A 15,940-nucleotide genomic window follows, 5' to 3' on the forward strand; every position below is an offset into this window, starting at 1 on the left:
TCAGCCCGTTGCCGACTCCACTATCCGAGCCGCGGCGGCCGCGCGCTTACCGCGCCGCAGCGACGGCGAGGCGGCCATCAATTCGCGCGTATAGGCGTGCCGCGGCGAATCGAAAACACTTTGCGCGTCGCCGGCTTCGACCACGCGTCCGTTGCTGAACACCAGCACGCGATCGCTGACATGACGCACGACATCGAGGTCATGTGAAATGAACAGCAAGGACATGTCGAGCCGCGCCTGCAACGCGGCGAGTAGATCGAGCACCTGAGCCTGCACATAGACGTCGAGCGCCGAGACCGGCTCGTCGCAGACGATCAATGCCGGCTCCGGTGCGATGGCCCGCGCAATGGCGACACGCTGACGCTGCCCGCCCGAGAGCGTGGCGGGCCGCCGCCCGAGATAGCTCGCGTCGAGCCCGACCTGTTCGAGCAGTTCGACGCTGCGATCGAGCAACGCGCGCTTGTCGAGCCGCGCTGAAAACAGCCCCTCTTGCAGCAACTGCTGCACGGTATGGCGCGGATCGAACGAGCTGAGCGGGTCTTGCGGGATGTACTGCAATCGCGGCCGCAGCGCGCGCCGCGAGCTTTCGCTCACGTTCGCGCCGTTCCAGTGCGCGCCCAGAAAAGTCACGTCGCCCGCCGATGGTGGGACGAGCCCGAGCACCACGTTCGCGCACGTGCTCTTGCCGGAACCCGATTCGCCCACAATGCCGACCACTTCCCCTTTGTGCACGCTGAACGATACATCGGCGAGCGCGGTGAATGTGTCGTTACCGGCCCTGCCGACGCCGCGTTTTGCATATCGCTTGCCGATGGCGGACACCTGCAGCACCGCTTCATCCGACCGTGCCGCCCGCGCCGGCAACGGCTCGCGCACGATCGACAATTCTCCGCTACCGCTCAATCCGTCCACATCGGCGGCAATGCGCGCCGAGCTGAGCTTATGGCCGCGCGACAACGCGGACGGCTGCGCGGCGAGCAGTTGCCGCGTGTACGCATGCGACGGATTGTTCAGCACGCTTGCGGTCGTCCCGCTATCGACGACTTCGCCCTCATGCATCACCAGCACGCGGTCGGCGATATCGGCAACCACCGCGAGATCGTGTGATATCAGCAGCACGCCGACGCCTTCGCGCAAGCGCGCCGCGAGCACGGCGAGAACCTGCGCCTGCACGGTCACGTCGAGCGCCGTGGTCGGCTCGTCGGCGATCACGAGCGCGGGCCCCGCCGCAATTGCCGACGCGATCAGCGCGCGCTGCCGCAATCCGCCCGACAACTCGTGCGCATATTGATGCGCGCGCCGCTCAGGCTCGGGAATGCCGACATCGCTCATCACGTCGCGCACCCTTGCCGCGCGCTCTGCGCGCGAGCGCAGCTTCGCGTGCAGCGCGACCGCCTCGCCAATCTCCGCGCCGACGGTGCGCAGCGGATCGAGCGACACGAGCGCGTCCTGCATCACGAGCCCGGCAAACGCGCCGCGCAGCGCGCGCCAGTCGTGCTCACCGAAGCCGAGCGCGGAGCGGCCGTCGATCTCGAAACGCTGCGCGTCGATCCGCGCGCCCTGGCCGGCGAGGCCGATCAGGCTGCGCGCAGTGAGGCTCTTGCCCGAGCCCGATTCGCCGACCAGCGCGACGCACTCGCCCGCGCGGATCGTCAGATCGACACCGCGCACCAGTGGCCGGCCTTCGTTCGCGTGCGGGAAACGGATGCTCAGACCGCGAATATCGACGAGCGGCCGGAGCAACGGCAGATCTGTTTTCATCGTGCTCGCACTCCACTCACGCGGGACAGGAATTTGCCGATCAGCGAAAACGCCATCACCGTGAGCGTAAGCGCCATGCCGGGAAACACGCTCGGCCACCACGCGACACGCAGCACGTCGCGCCCCTCGGCCAGCATCACGCCCCACTCGGGCGTCGGCGGTTGCGGTCCCAGACCGAGAAAGCTCAATCCGGACACGGCGATGATCGCGCTGCCGATGTCGATTGTCGCGATCACCGGCACGGCCGCGAGCACGTTCGGCAGGATGTGCCGCACGAACACCTGGCGGCGCGACAGGCCGAAGGTCACCGCGTGCGTCACGTAGTCCGTGCGCCGCACTACCAGCGTCTGCGAGCGCAGGACGCGGCCGAACTTGGGAATGCCCGCGATGCCGACCGCGACCGCGATGTTGACGATCCCCTGACCGAGAAAAGTCACCACGAACAGCGACAGCAGAATCGGCGGAAACGCGGACAGCACGTCGAACACGCGCGACGCGCCTTCATCCACCGCGCGGCGGCCGAGGCCCGCCGTCACGCCGATCACGAGGCCGATCAACAGGCTCACGAGCATGCTTGAGAGGCCGATCAGCAGCGAATAGCGCGCGCCGTGGATCACCCGCGCGAACACGTCGCGGCCGATCCGGTCGGTGCCGAACCAGTGGCCCGCGTCGGGCGGCTGCATGGCGTGCGCGACATCGCTGACGAGCGGATCGTAGGACGTGACGACGCGCGGAAACGCCAGCGCGAACGCGAGCACCAGCAGGAACGCGGCGGCCAGCCACACCGGCGGCGGAATGCGCGAAGCCGTGCGGGCACGCGCACGCGACGAAGCGCGGCCAGGAGGAGAAAGCGGAAGGTCGCTCATTGGCTGCGCAGTCGGGGATCGATGAAGAGATAGGCGACATCGAGCAGCGTCGACATGAGCACGTGGACGAACGCCGCCAGCAGGACGACGGCCAGCACCACAGGCACGTCCTGCGACGTGACCGCCGTCAGCGTGACGCTGCCGATGCCGGGCCGGCCGAACATTTTCTCGGTAATCACCGCGCCGCCGAGCAGGCTGCCGATCAGCCAGCCGCCCAACGTGACGACGGGCAGCAGCGCGTGACGGAGCACATGCCGCACGCGCAACGCGGCTTCGGACACGCCTCGGGCCCGCACGGTCACCACGAACGGCTTGTCGAGCGTCGTTTCCAGTGCTTCGCGCATGACCTGCGACAGAATCCCCGCCGTCGGCAACGCCAGCGTCACGGCCGGCAGCACGAGCGAGCGCCAGCCCGCCGCGCCTGACACCGGGAACAGCCGCCAGTGAAACGAAAACGCGATCAACAGCAGCATGCCGAGCCAGAACACGGGCGTCGACGTGAACGCGAGTTCGAGTGTCGACGCGAGGCGGGTGCCCCACGCGCCGCGGCCGGCGCTCAAACCCGCTGTCGATGTCGCGACCACCAGCGCGAGCGCGATCGCCAGCAGGCCCGCCGCGCCCGCCAGTTGCACGGTCGGCCACAGTTGGCTGCCGAGCACCCCGAGCACCGGCTGCTGCATCACGAACGAGGTGCCGAGATCCGCGTGAGCGAGACGCAGCAGGAACTGCCCGTATTGCCATGGCAGGCTATGGTCGAGTCCCCACTGCGCGGCGATTGCCTCGCGCAAGCCCGGATACGACAGATCGCCGGCCAGCACGTCCTCGATACGCCCCGGTAGCGCGTGAATCGCGACGAACGCCGCGCTCGCCGCGAGCCACAACACGAGCACGCCGGTTAAGAGACGCGTGACGATTTTCCTCAACACGTCAGCCTCCCTGCTTGTCGACCCACAGATCGTACGAACTGGCCGGACCGTCGAGTTGCGGCTCGAAGCCGATCCCATGCACCGACGACTTCGCCGCCAGGTGATAGGCCGGCGCGAACAGCGGCACGATAAACGCCTGATCGACCGCGCGCTTCTGCACGTCGGCGAGCAACTGGCGCCGCGCGTCGCCGACCGGCAGCAGGCGCGCGCGGTTGATCGCGTCGGTGATGGTGGGGTCCGGGTTCTTGATCGCGTTGTACAGAAAGCCCTTGTCGCCAAGCATGTCCCACAGCTCCATCGCGACGTCGGACGGATTGTCCGTGTTCGGATAAATGGCCCAGTTGCCGGTCGCCTTCTGGTTGGTGAAATCGCCCGCCGTGGTGATGCGCAAGCCGAGATCGAGCCCCAGGTTCTGCCGCAATGCCGACTGCACCGCGCGGATCAGCACGTCGCGACTGTCGCGCACATACGGCTGCGGATAGCCCACTTCGAGCGACAGACGCTTGCCGTCTTTCGTGCGGAACCCTTCGCTGTCGCGCTGGGTCCAGCCGGCGTCGTCGAGCAGCTTGTTGGCCGCGGCGACATTGTTGCCCCACGAGCCTTTGAGCGCGGCGTTGTAGTCGGGATTGTCGGGACCGATGTTCGACCACGCGCGCTGCACCGTGCCGAGATACACGCTTTTGACGATTGCATCGAGATCGAAGCCGTCGCGCAGCGCGCGCCGCACCCGCACGTCGTTGGCCGGAGCGACCGTGTAGTTGATATTGAGCGTGAAAGACGTGGTCGCCGATGGCCCGCTCAGGTACTGGAAACCGTCGACCTTGTCGAACACATTCGCATCTGTCGGTTGAACACCTTCGATCAGATCGACCTGGCCGGAACTCAACGCGCCGGTACGCACCGCGGCCTCGGGCAGGAAGCGATACGTGACCCGGTCGAGGTACGCCGCGCCCTGATGCTGCGCATTGTCCGGCGCCCAGTTATACGCGGCGTTGCGCTCGAACGTGACCGATTGCCCGCGCTGATATGCGCCGAAGACGAACGGGCCGGTCCCGACGACTCCAGGTCCGCCGCCGCACAGGTCCTTGTTTTGCGCGAGCGCTTTCGGCGAAATGAAGCCGAGCTTCACGCTGGACAGCGATTCGAGCGTGGTCGAATCGGCTTGCTTCATCACGAGACGCACCACGTACGGCGACACGACTTCGGCATGGTCGTAGTGAACCAGCAGCGACGCGGATGCGGACGTCGTGCTGACGTTGTTCAGGATGTAGTCGAAGTTGGCCTTGACGGCTTCGGCGTTGAACGGCGTGCCGTCGGTGAAGTGCACGTCGTCGCGCAGATTGAACGTGTAGCGCTTGCCGTCGTCGGCCACGCTCCACGACTTCGCGAGCCAGGGTGCGTAGGTGCCGTCGGTCTTCTTGCTGATCAGCGAATCGATGTAATTGCGGATCACCCAGAACGAGTTCTGTTGCGACGAACGGTGCGGGTCGAAGCAGGCCGGCTCGGTCGTCACGCCCCAGGTGAGCTTGCCGCCCGTAGCGGGTTTGGATGCATGCGCCGACTGCGCGGCTTGCGCCGGCTCGGTCTTGTCGCAGCCGGCGAGCAGCGCAACGGATGCCACGGCGGTCGCGACAGACAGGCCGCCCAGAGAAAATTGAAGTGCCTTCATTTAGCGAAGCCACTTCATCGCATCGTGTGCGCGTTCGCGATTCTGCTCGCGTGCGATGCTGCCGTCCGCGATGCGCTCGAAAATCGGCGCGTAACGCTCGTCGAGTTGCGCGTCGCTCAAAATAGCCCCGGTCATAGGTACGGTATCCACAAGAGATGATCTTCGAGGATACGGGCCACCCGATGCGTCATGCAACGAAGCAAACTTGCTTTGTATATCTCGACGCCTATGTGAAGAATTCGAGCGCTGCGCGAACCGCCGGCTCAGAGGCTGCGAATCGGAAAAACAGCAGCGTGCGCAATTCGATGCTGCGTCGTGGCGGCGCATCGGCGGGCGTGGTCGGATCGTCGAACGCGGTGTGCGCGGTCAGCCTCGCGATGCCGTCGCCGGCCGAATCGTAGATCTTGAGCAGCAGGCATTCATCGGGCGTCATGTTGGGGAAGTAATACCAACGGTGACGCGGATTGAACACCAGCGCGTACGTTTCGCCCACCTTGTTCGGATAGACGAGGTCCGACGCCACCAGATCGTTCAGCGCGATACTGCGCGAATCGCACAGTGCGAGCGGCGACGACTGCGCGGGCGCGCCGATCGGCCGCCACAGATTGACGATCGCGACGCGCCCTTGCAGTAGCTGCTCGGCCTCGCCCGTCGGCAGATGATCGCGCACGCGGCGCGGGCCCGACACGAAGGTCTGATCGTTGTGAATGTACTTGACCGGTTCGCGCACGCCGTCGGCGCGGCCGGTGTTGCCGTCGCGCAGCGTGTGATCGAACACGACGACGCGGCGCGCGCCGGTGGCCTGCTTCAACAGTTGCTCGGCTTCGCGGTAATAGACGGATTCGATCTGCGCCGGATCGGAGAAGTCGCTCAATGCGCTCGCGTGCCGATGCAGTTCAAAGCCGTTGCGATCAAGCGATAACGCGCCAGGCGGCGGTGCGACGCGCGCATTCGACACGCTCACCCGGTACGGCCGGTACACGCCGCTGCGCTTCGGCACGCCGGGCGGCGGCTCGTACTGATACGACACCGGCCTTTCGCCGTTGAATTCGAGGTAGTTCAGTTCCGCGTCGACCGCCGTGACGGCCACCGGTTTATCGATGACGAAATCGCTCATGGTCACGCCCTCATCACATCAAAACGATTCGTTGAACGGCCGCAGATCGATTTCCTGCGACCACGCACTGCGCCCTTGCTGATGCAGATGCCAGTAAGCGTCGGCTATATGGTCCGGATTCAACAGGCCGTCCGGCCCACGTTCGGCGACCCGCTGCGGCGACGCACTGCGCAGGCGTTCGCCGTCGATGCCGCCGTCGACCACCACATGCGCGACGTGGATATTGCGCGGCCCGAATTCGCGCGCGAGGCTCTGCGCGAGCGAGCGCAAGCCGGCTTTCGCGGACGCGAACGCGGCAAACGGCGGACGGCCGCGCAGCGACGCCGTCGCGCCCGTGAACAACAGCGAGCCGCGTCCGGCCTCCAGCAACGGCTGCAACGCCGCCTTCGCGAACAGGAAGCCGCCTAGTGTGGTGACGCGCCATGCCGCTTCGAACTGCTCGGCGCTCAGTTCGAGCGTCGGGGCCCGCGTCATCCCGGCGGCATTGAAAATCGCGACGTCGAGCGTGCCGTGTTCCGCGAGTTGCCGCGCGATCGCGTTCAGATCGCTTTCGTTCGTCACGTCGCCGGGTAAAGCGAGCGCGTGCCCGCCCGTCGCACGAATTTCCGCGACGACCGCATCGAGCCGCTCACGTGAGCGTCCCGTCACCGCGACGCTAAATCCTTCGCTCGCGAAACGGCGGGCGAGCGCCGCGCCGAGTCCCGCGCTTGCGCCAACGCCCGCGATCCATGCGAGGCGCGCGCCGGTTTCCTTACTGTCGACGGCTTCGGTCATGACTTTCTCCATGGCATCCGATCAGCGTAGGCAAGCGCCGCCACCGAGGGAAATAACGAATCATGGAAAGTTAAGCGTGGGATATAGGGTTTCATCGATGCACTTCGCGCGATCTTTGCCTGGGCCAACCGCCTCATGCTGTCGCTGGGCGAACCGGTGTTCCCGTAATAGCGACATGGACAGCCTCGACCATCAAGGCAAGCTGTCCGATATTTTTTGAAATGCTTGACGCGCGATGGCTGGAAAGCAAAGCACAAAAAAGCGTTTGTCATGGCGTCACCTGACAGCTTTTAATAACCAGCTCGCCTTTGCGACGTACCGAAGGCAACCGATCGCCGCTGCCAGGCGCGGCGTGCGCGGCTGCTCGCCGGAACGCGTCCGCTCGACGCTTCGAACCAGCCTGGACAACGAGAAACGCTTCTTCAGAGGCGAAGCGACGACACCTCGCACAGTGATGACCTGCTTCCGCTCCTCACCGCGGCAGCTCGTCCTCCACGCTGACATGGAAATGACATGGCCGACCTGACTTCTATCCGCAACCGCTATGTCGCTTTGCAACCGTCCCGCGCGGGCGTTTCGAAAGTCACGCTGTACAGGTGGCTCTCGTGGATGATCCCCGTGGTCGTCGTGCTGCTGTGGGAATCCGCGGCGCGCCTCGAACTGATCGCGCCGCAGGTGCTGCCTGCCCCGAGCAGCGTGCTCGAAACGGCCGTGGACATGGCCCGAAACGGCGATCTCTTCGTTCATCTCGGTGTGTCGCTGCTGCGTGCGGCAGGCGGCTTCGTCATCGGCGGAACGCTCGGCCTCGCGCTCGGCATCGTCGTCGGCTTCTCGCCGCTCGCGCAGGCGCTGCTCGACCGCTCGATCCAGATGGTGCGCGCCATTCCGTTCCTCGCGATGCTGCCGCTCGTGATCGTCTGGTTCGGAGTCGGCGAGGTCGCGAAGATCTTCCTGGTGGCGCTGGCGGTTCTCTTTCCGATCTACATCAACACGATGCTCGGCATCCGCCAGATCGACCCGAAGCTGATGGAGCTTGCCCGGGTCATCGGACTCGAACGGGCCGCTATCGTGCGACGAATCATTCTTCCGGGCGCGATGCCGTCGATTCTCACGGGCGTGCGCTATGCGCTAGCCCATGCCTGGCTCGCGCTGGTCATCGCCGAAACGCTCGCGACGACGAAAGGCATCGGCTTCCTGGCGATGGACGCCCGCGAATTCCTCAACACCCATGTCATTTTGCTCACCATGATCATCTACGCGATCATCGGCGTCGTCGCGGACGCGCTCGTGCGTCTGCTCGAAGCCCGCTTCCTCTCATGGCACGCGAATTACGCCAAGGGAGCGCGCAAGTGATGCAGAGCATTGCCCTTTCCCGCGATCAGGCTACGGCAGCGCCCTCCGACAAACGCGTCAGCCCGCCGGCGCTGGCCGTATCGGTCCGTGGACTGCAACGACGCTATGGCAGCCGTGTCGTGATCGACGCGCTGGAGCTCGACATTCACAAGGGCGAATTCGTCGCGTTGCTGGGCGAAAGCGGCTGCGGCAAGACCACGCTGCTGCGCGTTCTGGCGGGGCTCGATCTGCCCGACGCGGGGACAATCCGCGCGCCGGAGCGTTCGTCCGTCGTGTTCCAGGAGCATCGCCTGTTGCCTTGGGCGACGTTGTGGCAGAACGTCGCGCTCGGTCACGAAAGGACGATTGGCCGCGACGGCGCCGCGCGTGCGCTGGCCGAAGTCGGACTCGCCGGCCGGGAGGACGACTGGCCGCGCAACCTCTCGGGCGGTCAGGCTCAGCGCGTGGCGCTGGCGCGGGCCCTCGTTCCCGATCCCGCGCTGCTGTTGCTCGACGAGCCGTTCGCAGCGCTCGACGCGCTGACCCGCATCAAGATGCACGGACTCGTCAAGGATCTCGTCGCGCTCCACCAGCCCGGCGTACTGATCGTCACGCACGACGTCGACGAAGCATTGACCCTTGCCGACAAGATCCTCGTGATGCGCGCCGGGCGCATCGCGGCCTCCTTCCGACCGCAAGACCACGCTCACACGCTGCGGCCCATCCTGCTCGACGAGCTAGGCGTTCAGCCTCACTGACCCATTTTCCGTAAAACCGAAGGACCTGAAAGGATGAACGATTCATTGTTGAGCCGCCGCGACATCTTGCGCGCGGCGGGCGGCCTGCTGGCCGGCGTTGCCGCCGGTGGCCTCGTTCCGGCGCGGGCAGCCGAGCCGCGCAAGCTGACGCGCAATACCGACACGGTACGAATCGGCTGGGGCTACGGCAGCCTGCCCGACATCGCGAAGCAACGCGGCGTGTTCGAAAAGACTTTGGCCGGCAAGGGCATCAAGGTCGAATGGATCGGGCCGTTCCCGAACCATGCGCCGTCGATTCAGGCCGTGGTCGGCGGCAGCGCGGACTTCGGCTTCTGGGGATCGACGACGCCCGCGCTCGCTGCCATGCTGGCCGGCTCCCCGATCGTCTTCAATGCGTTCGACATCTATTCGCCGCGCTCGACGTCCATCATCGCGAAGAAGTCCAGCGGCATCAACTCGGTTGCGGATCTGGCGGGCCGCAAGGTCGCCGTCAACCGTTCCGGACTCGGGGAATTCCTGCTTATCGCGGCGCTGGAGAAACATCGCATCGACCGGGACAAAGTGCAGTTCGTCTATCTGAATCCGCCCGATGCCGCACCGGCTTTCGCGCAAGGCAAGGTCGACGCATGGTCGATGTGGTCGCCGGGCGTGGACATCGCGCGCTTCTCGAACGACGCGAAAGACATCTTCAACGAAGGCCGCGACCTGGACTTCCTGATCGACTATAGCTCGCTGGTGACGCGCCGCAAGTTCACCGAGGAAAACGCCGAGCTGATTCGCGCCGTGATCGACGCGTATTACGTGGAAGGCGCATGGCAGTCGGCGCATTCCGCCGAAGCTGAGCAGCTCGTGCAGCGCGAGGGCAAATACCCCGATCAGGTGCGCGACTATCTGGCTAGCCTCAAGCGCGTGAATCAGTTCCACGAGGCCGACGACGCCGCCTTTATCGCGCAGTTCCAGCGCGCCGCCGACTGGCTCGCGGAACGCAAGATCATCCATTCGCGCATCAAGGTCGCGGACTACAGCATCCGCGTTTGACGACGGACACGAACAGCAGCGAGGAAGCGGGTCGAGCGCAGTGGGTCTCGCCGCTGAGCGCGACCCGTGGCTTCCCGGAGATGATTGCCGCTATTGCGGCCGCCGTGCTTTGATTGTGAGCTTTTATTGGTTCGCTTGCGCCTGTGCATTGATTACATTGACCGGTCACAACGATACGGTTTCAAGGACCATTCAATGACATTCTCCCGGGGTGCATTCGTACAGAAGCCGCGCCGTCTGCTGGCCGGACTGGCCGCTTCTCTCGCGTCTGCGGCGGTCGCTATAGCCGCCCTCGCGCCTCTTGCAGCGCAGGCTGCACCGCCGGCCGAACTCAAACTCGACTATGCGTACTATTCGCCCGAGAGCCTCGTCATCAAGCGCAATGGCTGGCTCGAACAGGAACTCGCGCCCGATCATACGCAAGTCAAATGGGTGTTGAGTCTCGGCAGCAATCGCGCGCTCGAATATCTGAACAGCGGCGCCATCGACATCGGTTCGACCGCGGGCCTCGCCGCGGTGCTCGCCAAGGCGAACGGCAATCCGATTCGCGCCGTGTATATCTTTTCGCGGCCCGAATGGACGGCGCTTGTCGTGCGCAAGGATTCATCGATCACGACGCTTGCCGATCTGAAAGGCAAAAAGATCGCCGCAACCAAGGGCACCGATCCCTTCCTCTTCACGTTGCGTGCGCTGCACACTGCAGGCCTGTCGCGCGACGATGTCGAGATCGTCAACCTGCAACACCCGGACGGACGCGTCGCGCTGGCGAACGGTCAGGTGGACGCATGGGCGGGTCTCGATCCGCATATGGCGGCCGCGCAGATCGACGACGGCGCCCGCCTGCTTTACCGCAACGTGGACTTCAACACGTGGGGTTTTCTGAATGCGCGGCAAGACTTTATCAACGCGCATCCGGATACGCTGGCTCACGTGCTGAAGGCATACGAGAAAGCACGCCTGTGGATCGCCGCCCATCCGGACGACGCGGCAAAAATCGTCGCGGAGGATTCGAAGCTGTCGCTGCCGGTTGCGAGACTGCAATTGAGCCGCAACGATTTCAGTCAACCTCAGCCCGGCGAACGGCAACTGGCTGCGCTGAAAGCCGCCGCCCCGCTCCTCGTGCGCGAGCAATTGGTCAAACCCGGCACCGATCTGAATGCCGTGATCGATGCGTTGATCGACGTAAAGGCAGCACAACCGGTCATCGCGACGAGCAGCGGCAAGTAACGACACATGAGCCGCACAGTCCGTCAGATCAGCATAGCCGCCGACGATTCGCTCGCGCTCCCCAACCGCGGCTCAGCCGAACCCGTTCGCCGCGCGCTCGCGCGCCCGCGCGATCCGCTCAAGCCGTGGCGCATCGCCGGCCTCGCCTTGCCATTCGGGTTCCTTGCCGTTGTCGAAGTGCTGGTTCGCCTGTCGGTCCTGCCGGAACATCTGGTGCCGGCGCCGAGCGCCATCGCGCAGACACTGTGGGAGCTTGGCGGCGCCCGCCTCGGTCGTCATATCGGGGCAAGCTGCGTTCGCGTCCTGGCAGGCTTCGGCCTCGGCGCCGCACTCGCGTTGCTGCTCGGCGCGGCGATGGGTTTGAGCCGGCGTCTCGACGCGTTGCTCGATCCGGCGTTTCAGGCACTGCGCGCGATTCCGTCGCTGGCGTGGGTGCCCATTCTCCTGCTGTGGATGGGTATCGACGAGGCGCCGAAAATCACGCTGATCGCGATCGGCGCGTTTTTTCCGGTGCAATTGAGCGTCGTGGCGGGGATTCGCGACGTCGACAGAAAACTGATCGAACTCGGTGAAGTCAATCGATTGGATCAGCGTGCGCTTTTCACACGCATCCTGTTGCCCGCCTCGCTTCCCCAGATCTTCACCGGACTGCGCACAGGCTTGAGTCTTGCGTGGATGTTCATGGTGGCGGCGGAATTGATCGCGGCCACCCGCGGACTCGGCTACCTGCTCAGCGATGGGCGCGAGACCGGGCGTCCCGACCTCGTGTTCGGCGCGATCCTGCTGCTCGCGTTGCTGGGCAAGCTCAGCGACAGTGTCCTTAAGGCGATCGAGGCGCATACGCTGTCGTGGCGCGACACGGCAACCGATCAACGCTCTTCGCGGAGCGTGCGCTGATGCAGCCGAACGCACCGACTTTGCTCGAAGTCCGCGCAGTCAGCAAGGGCTACGACGGACGCACCGTGCTCGAACGCGTGACGTTCGCGATCGGACGCGGCGAAATCGTGAGCCTCGTGGGGCCGAGCGGCTGCGGCAAGAGCACCCTGCTGCGCGCGATCGCGGGTCTCGACCGCGACTTCGATGGCGAGATCCTGCTCGACGGCGTGCCGCAACGCGGACCATCGGCGAGGGTTGGCGTGATTTTCCAGGAGCCTCGCCTGTTGCCATGGCTGAACGTCGGCCACAATGTCGCGTTTTCCTCCCCGCCGCAACGAGGCACCAATCCGCGCGTGGCGGAATTGCTCGGCGAGGTAGGTCTCGCCGGACTCGAGGACACGTTGCCCAAGCAGCTCTCCGGCGGCATGGCGCAGCGCGTCGCACTGGCACGCGGCCTGTTCCCACAGCCCGATCTGCTGCTGCTCGACGAACCGTTCAGCGCCGTCGATGCGATCACCCGGACACGGCTGCAGGATCTATTGTTATCGCTCACGCGGGCGCACGGCACCGCGGCGCTGCTCGTCACGCACGATCTCGACGAAGCGCTGTATTTGTCGGATCGCGTGCTGTTGCTCGCGCCATCCGGCAGGAACGGCGCGGGCTGTCTCGCGCGAGACGTCGCGATTGCCGCGCCACGGCCGCGCGACCGGCGCGACGCATCGCTAGCCCGCGTCCGGGACGAATTGCTGAGCGGTATCGGCGCGGCGCTGCCTGCTGCTTGAGCCGCCAGTCATCGCTGCGCGAAGGTTAAAACCTGGTGGCCTGTATCGCAGGAAGGATCGAACGTGATGAACTGCGCCGACGTCCAAACCTTGCTGTCATCCCGCTGCCGCCGCCCGAACAGATACACCGGCCGCAAGCCAAACGGGGCCTGCCCATGTCGAATCACTCTTCGAATGGCGGATCGGGCATGCCGACATGTCGACCCTCACTCCAACCACACGCCTTCGAAGCGATGACTGCCGAGCGGCGAAAACGCGAGCCCCTTGACACGCTTCGACACCGGCAGAGAGACGATGGAATGCGCGATCGGCGTATACGGCACCTGCTGCTTGAAGATGACCTGCGCCTGCTGATAGAGCGCCGTCCGCTCGTCGACGTTCGCCGCCGCGCGCGCCTTGTCGATCAACGCGTTGAACGCCGGATCGCACCATTTCGACACGTTGCTGCCGTGTACCGCATCGCACCCGAGCAAGGTGCCAAGCCAGTTGTCGGGGTCGCCGTTGTCGCCCGACCAGCCGTACAGCATTGCGTCGTGTTCGCCGCCCTGCTTCGCGCGGCGGTTATATTCGCCCCACTCGTAGCTCACGATCTTCGCGCGCACGCCGATCTTCGCCCAGTCCTGCTGGATCAGTTGCGCCATCAATTGCGCATTGGGATTGTACGGACGCTGCACCGGCATCGCCCACAGCGAAATCTCGAAACCGTTGGGAAAGCCCGCCTGCGCAAGCAGCGCCTTGGCTTTTGCGGGATCGTACGGCGCGTCCTTCAACTGCTTGTTGTACGACCATTGGGCAGGCGGCATCGGATTCGACGCAATGGTCGCATTGCCCGAAAAAACCGACTGAATGATCGCGGGTTTGTCGATGGCCATATCGAGTGCGCGGCGCACTTCCACCTGGTTGAGCGGCGCATGTTGCGTGTTATAGGCGACGAAGCCCACATTGAAGCCGACGCCCGAAACGGCGGTAAGCGCGGCGTTTCGCTTCAGAACCTCCAGATCGGCGGGACGTGGAAATACCGACACCTGGCATTCGCCGCTCGCGAGCTTCTGGATACGTACCGCCGGATCAGGCGTGATCGCAAAGATCAGATGCGCGAGCTTGACGTCGTCCGGACGCCAGTAGCCGGGATTGGCGTCGTAGCGGATCAGCGCGTCCTTCTGGTACGAGCGGAACACGAAGGGCCCCGTTCCCACCGGCAATTGATTGATGTCCGCCTCGCGATGCGCCGCGCTCAGCTTCTCCGCATATTCGGCTGACAGAATCGACGCGAAGCTCATCGCAAGATTGCGCACGAAGATCACGTCCGGCTCCTTGAGCCGGAAGCGCACCGTGAGAGCATCGACCTTCTCGATGCTCTCGATGTTCCTGTCGAAACCCAGATCGCTGAAATACGGAAAACTGGCCGGGTAGGCCTTGCGGAATGGATCGTCGGCATGCAGCATCCGGTTGAACGTAAACAGTACATCGTCGGCGTTGAAGTCGCGGGTCGGGCGAAACCATGCGGTCGTATGGAACTTCACGCCGCCGCGCAGATGAAACGTGTACGTGCGCTGATCCGCGGAAATGTCCCAACTCGTCGCCAGTGCGGGTTCGAGATCGAGCGTGCCGCGCCGGAACTGCACCAGTTCGTTATAGACGGTGTTGGTGCTCGCGTCGAAATCGGTGCTGGTCGTATGCTGGCCCGGATCGAACCCGGCGGGGCTGCCTTCGGAGCAGAACACGAGCGTGCCTGTCGGCGCCGCGTGGACGGGCGCGCCGTTCATCAGCAGCGCGCCGATCAGCACCACTGGGACGCCGAGACGCGAGACACGCAACATGGCGCGCCGCAGCGGCGCGCCGGAAAGAATGGAACGGAAGGTCATTGGCGTTGAGTCAGAATTTTGGCAGGCCCGGCGGGTTGCTTTCGCAACGGTTCAGCGCCTCGGCCTGAATCCCCCAGCGCGCGAGCGAGCGCGCGTAAGTACCGTTGGCGATCACACCGTTGGTCGCGAGTGTCAGCCCGTCGACGAGTCCGCTGCCCTTGCGTGTTGCAATCGCAACGTCCGCTCTCGCAGGCCAGCCCGCATTCACGGTTCCCACCTGGCGAATCGCGCCGCTTCGCGCGGCGTCGTACGCAAGCGGCGCATTGGGATTGAACTCGACGTCCGCTCGACCGGAAAGCAGCGCAACGCGGCTCGCCGCGTCGTCGTCGAAATACTGAAGCTCGACGGGCTTGAGACCTTTCGCGACGTTCTGCCGGTTCCATTCGAGGATGATCTTTTCCTGAATCGTTCCCGAGCCGGTGATCACGCGCAGGCCCGCAATGTCTTTCGGCTCCGCGATGCCGCGTATCGGGCTGGCGGTTCGCACGTAGAAACCATGCAAGCCCTGACGGTACGTGGTGAAGTCGAACTTCTCCTTGCGCTGTTCCGTGACGCCGACGTTCGAGATGACCGCGTCGTATTTCCCCGACGTCAAACCTAATGGCCAGTCGACCCATGCAATCGGCACGATGTCGAGCTTGAGTCCCAGCGCGTCGGCGATCAGTTGCGCGTAATCCGCATCCGACCCGACGACGGTTCGCGCATCCGTCGCATAGGTCGCGGTGGGCGGGCCGTGCGGCGAGATGGCGACCGTAAAGAACCCTTCCCTCACGAACCGGTAGCGATTCGCGAGCGCCGCGATCGCCTGCTCGTTTTTGCCGGTACGTAGACGTCCCGGCTGTTGCGGACTGAGGTCGATGCCGGTCTGCGCGGCATGAGCGCCGCCGATCGTCGCCAACCCCGCCGCGATGCCCGTCATAACGAATGTTCGCCTGTTGATCATCGTGTT

At 64.8% G+C, this 15,940-nt stretch carries 15 protein-coding genes; 6 read left to right on the plus strand and 9 right to left on the minus strand.

Annotated features, from left to right (window positions below):
- From ACTJLC_RS27710 to ACTJLC_RS27740, 7 genes are all read right to left on the minus strand, one after another.
- Positions 1-1,761, minus strand: a complete 1,761-nt coding sequence (locus tag ACTJLC_RS27710; RefSeq protein ID WP_440845831.1) for a dipeptide ABC transporter ATP-binding protein — start codon at positions 1,759-1,761, stop codon at positions 1-3.
- Complete coding sequence (locus tag ACTJLC_RS27715) at positions 1,758-2,627, minus strand: ABC transporter permease (RefSeq protein WP_310133629.1); 870 nt, start codon at positions 2,625-2,627, stop codon at positions 1,758-1,760. The genes ACTJLC_RS27710 and ACTJLC_RS27715 overlap by 4 nt, the downstream gene beginning before the upstream one ends.
- Entirely contained in the window at positions 2,624-3,553 is a 930-nt protein-coding gene (locus ACTJLC_RS27720) for an ABC transporter permease (RefSeq protein WP_310133631.1), read from the minus strand. Before ACTJLC_RS27720 ends, ACTJLC_RS27715 begins: the two co-directional genes overlap by 4 nt.
- Before the next feature lies 1 nt (position 3,554).
- Positions 3,555-5,222 carry an ABC transporter substrate-binding protein gene (locus ACTJLC_RS27725; RefSeq protein WP_310133634.1) on the minus strand — a complete coding sequence of 556 codons (1,668 nt, stop codon included), beginning with the start codon at positions 5,220-5,222 and terminating at the stop codon, positions 3,555-3,557.
- Entirely contained in the window at positions 5,223-5,357 is a 135-nt protein-coding gene (locus tag ACTJLC_RS27730; protein ID WP_310133636.1) for a hypothetical protein, read from the minus strand. It lies immediately after the preceding gene.
- A 91-nt stretch (positions 5,358-5,448) separates the two neighbouring features.
- Entirely contained in the window at positions 5,449-6,339 is an 891-nt protein-coding gene (locus ACTJLC_RS27735; RefSeq protein WP_440845835.1) for a CmcJ/NvfI family oxidoreductase, read from the minus strand.
- Between the two features lie 18 nt (positions 6,340-6,357).
- Positions 6,358-7,113: an SDR family NAD(P)-dependent oxidoreductase gene (locus ACTJLC_RS27740; RefSeq protein ID WP_310133641.1), complete on the minus strand. Its 756-nt coding sequence runs from the start codon at positions 7,111-7,113 to the stop codon at positions 6,358-6,360.
- Positions 7,114-7,626: 513 nt separating this feature from the next.
- On the opposite strand from ACTJLC_RS27740, the gene ACTJLC_RS27745 reads away from it, so the two are divergent.
- The 6 genes from ACTJLC_RS27745 to ACTJLC_RS27770 all read left to right on the plus strand — a co-directional run bounded on the left by ACTJLC_RS27745 (position 7,627) and on the right by ACTJLC_RS27770 (position 13,126).
- On the plus strand, positions 7,627-8,466 hold the full coding sequence (locus ACTJLC_RS27745; RefSeq protein ID WP_310133643.1) for an ABC transporter permease subunit: 840 nt from the start codon (positions 7,627-7,629) through the stop codon (positions 8,464-8,466).
- The gene (locus ACTJLC_RS27750; RefSeq protein ID WP_374710310.1) at positions 8,463-9,203 is read left to right on the plus strand and encodes an ABC transporter ATP-binding protein; all 741 of its coding nucleotides are present in this window, start codon (positions 8,463-8,465) and stop codon (positions 9,201-9,203) included. The genes ACTJLC_RS27745 and ACTJLC_RS27750 overlap by 4 nt, the downstream gene beginning before the upstream one ends.
- 33 nt (positions 9,204-9,236) lie before the next feature.
- Positions 9,237-10,241: an NrtA/SsuA/CpmA family ABC transporter substrate-binding protein gene (locus ACTJLC_RS27755; RefSeq protein ID WP_310133646.1), complete on the plus strand. Its 1,005-nt coding sequence runs from the start codon at positions 9,237-9,239 to the stop codon at positions 10,239-10,241.
- Between the two features lie 195 nt (positions 10,242-10,436).
- Positions 10,437-11,468 (plus strand): aliphatic sulfonate ABC transporter substrate-binding protein, encoded by a 1,032-nt coding sequence (locus ACTJLC_RS27760; protein WP_310133649.1) that lies wholly within the window; start codon positions 10,437-10,439, stop codon positions 11,466-11,468.
- 6 nt (positions 11,469-11,474) lie between these two features.
- Positions 11,475-12,365 (plus strand): ABC transporter permease, encoded by an 891-nt coding sequence (locus ACTJLC_RS27765; protein WP_310133651.1) that lies wholly within the window; start codon positions 11,475-11,477, stop codon positions 12,363-12,365.
- Positions 12,365-13,126, plus strand: a complete 762-nt coding sequence (locus ACTJLC_RS27770) for an ABC transporter ATP-binding protein (protein WP_310133653.1) — start codon at positions 12,365-12,367, stop codon at positions 13,124-13,126. The genes ACTJLC_RS27765 and ACTJLC_RS27770 overlap by 1 nt, the downstream gene beginning before the upstream one ends.
- Before the next feature lie 206 nt (positions 13,127-13,332).
- On the opposite strand, the gene ACTJLC_RS27775 is transcribed toward ACTJLC_RS27770, so the two are convergent.
- Positions 13,333-14,991 carry an ABC transporter substrate-binding protein gene (locus ACTJLC_RS27775; RefSeq protein WP_440845839.1) on the minus strand — a complete coding sequence of 553 codons (1,659 nt, stop codon included), beginning with the start codon at positions 14,989-14,991 and terminating at the stop codon, positions 13,333-13,335.
- A gap of 10 nt (positions 14,992-15,001) precedes the next feature.
- A complete protein-coding gene (locus ACTJLC_RS27780) occupies positions 15,002-15,934 on the minus strand; it encodes an ABC transporter substrate-binding protein (protein WP_310133655.1) in 933 nt (310 codons plus the stop codon).
- Positions 15,935-15,940: the final 6 nt, after the last annotated feature.

Source organism: Paraburkholderia sp. 22099 (assembly GCF_052045835.1).
Classification (GTDB): Bacteria; Pseudomonadota; Gammaproteobacteria; order Burkholderiales; family Burkholderiaceae; genus Paraburkholderia; species Paraburkholderia terricola.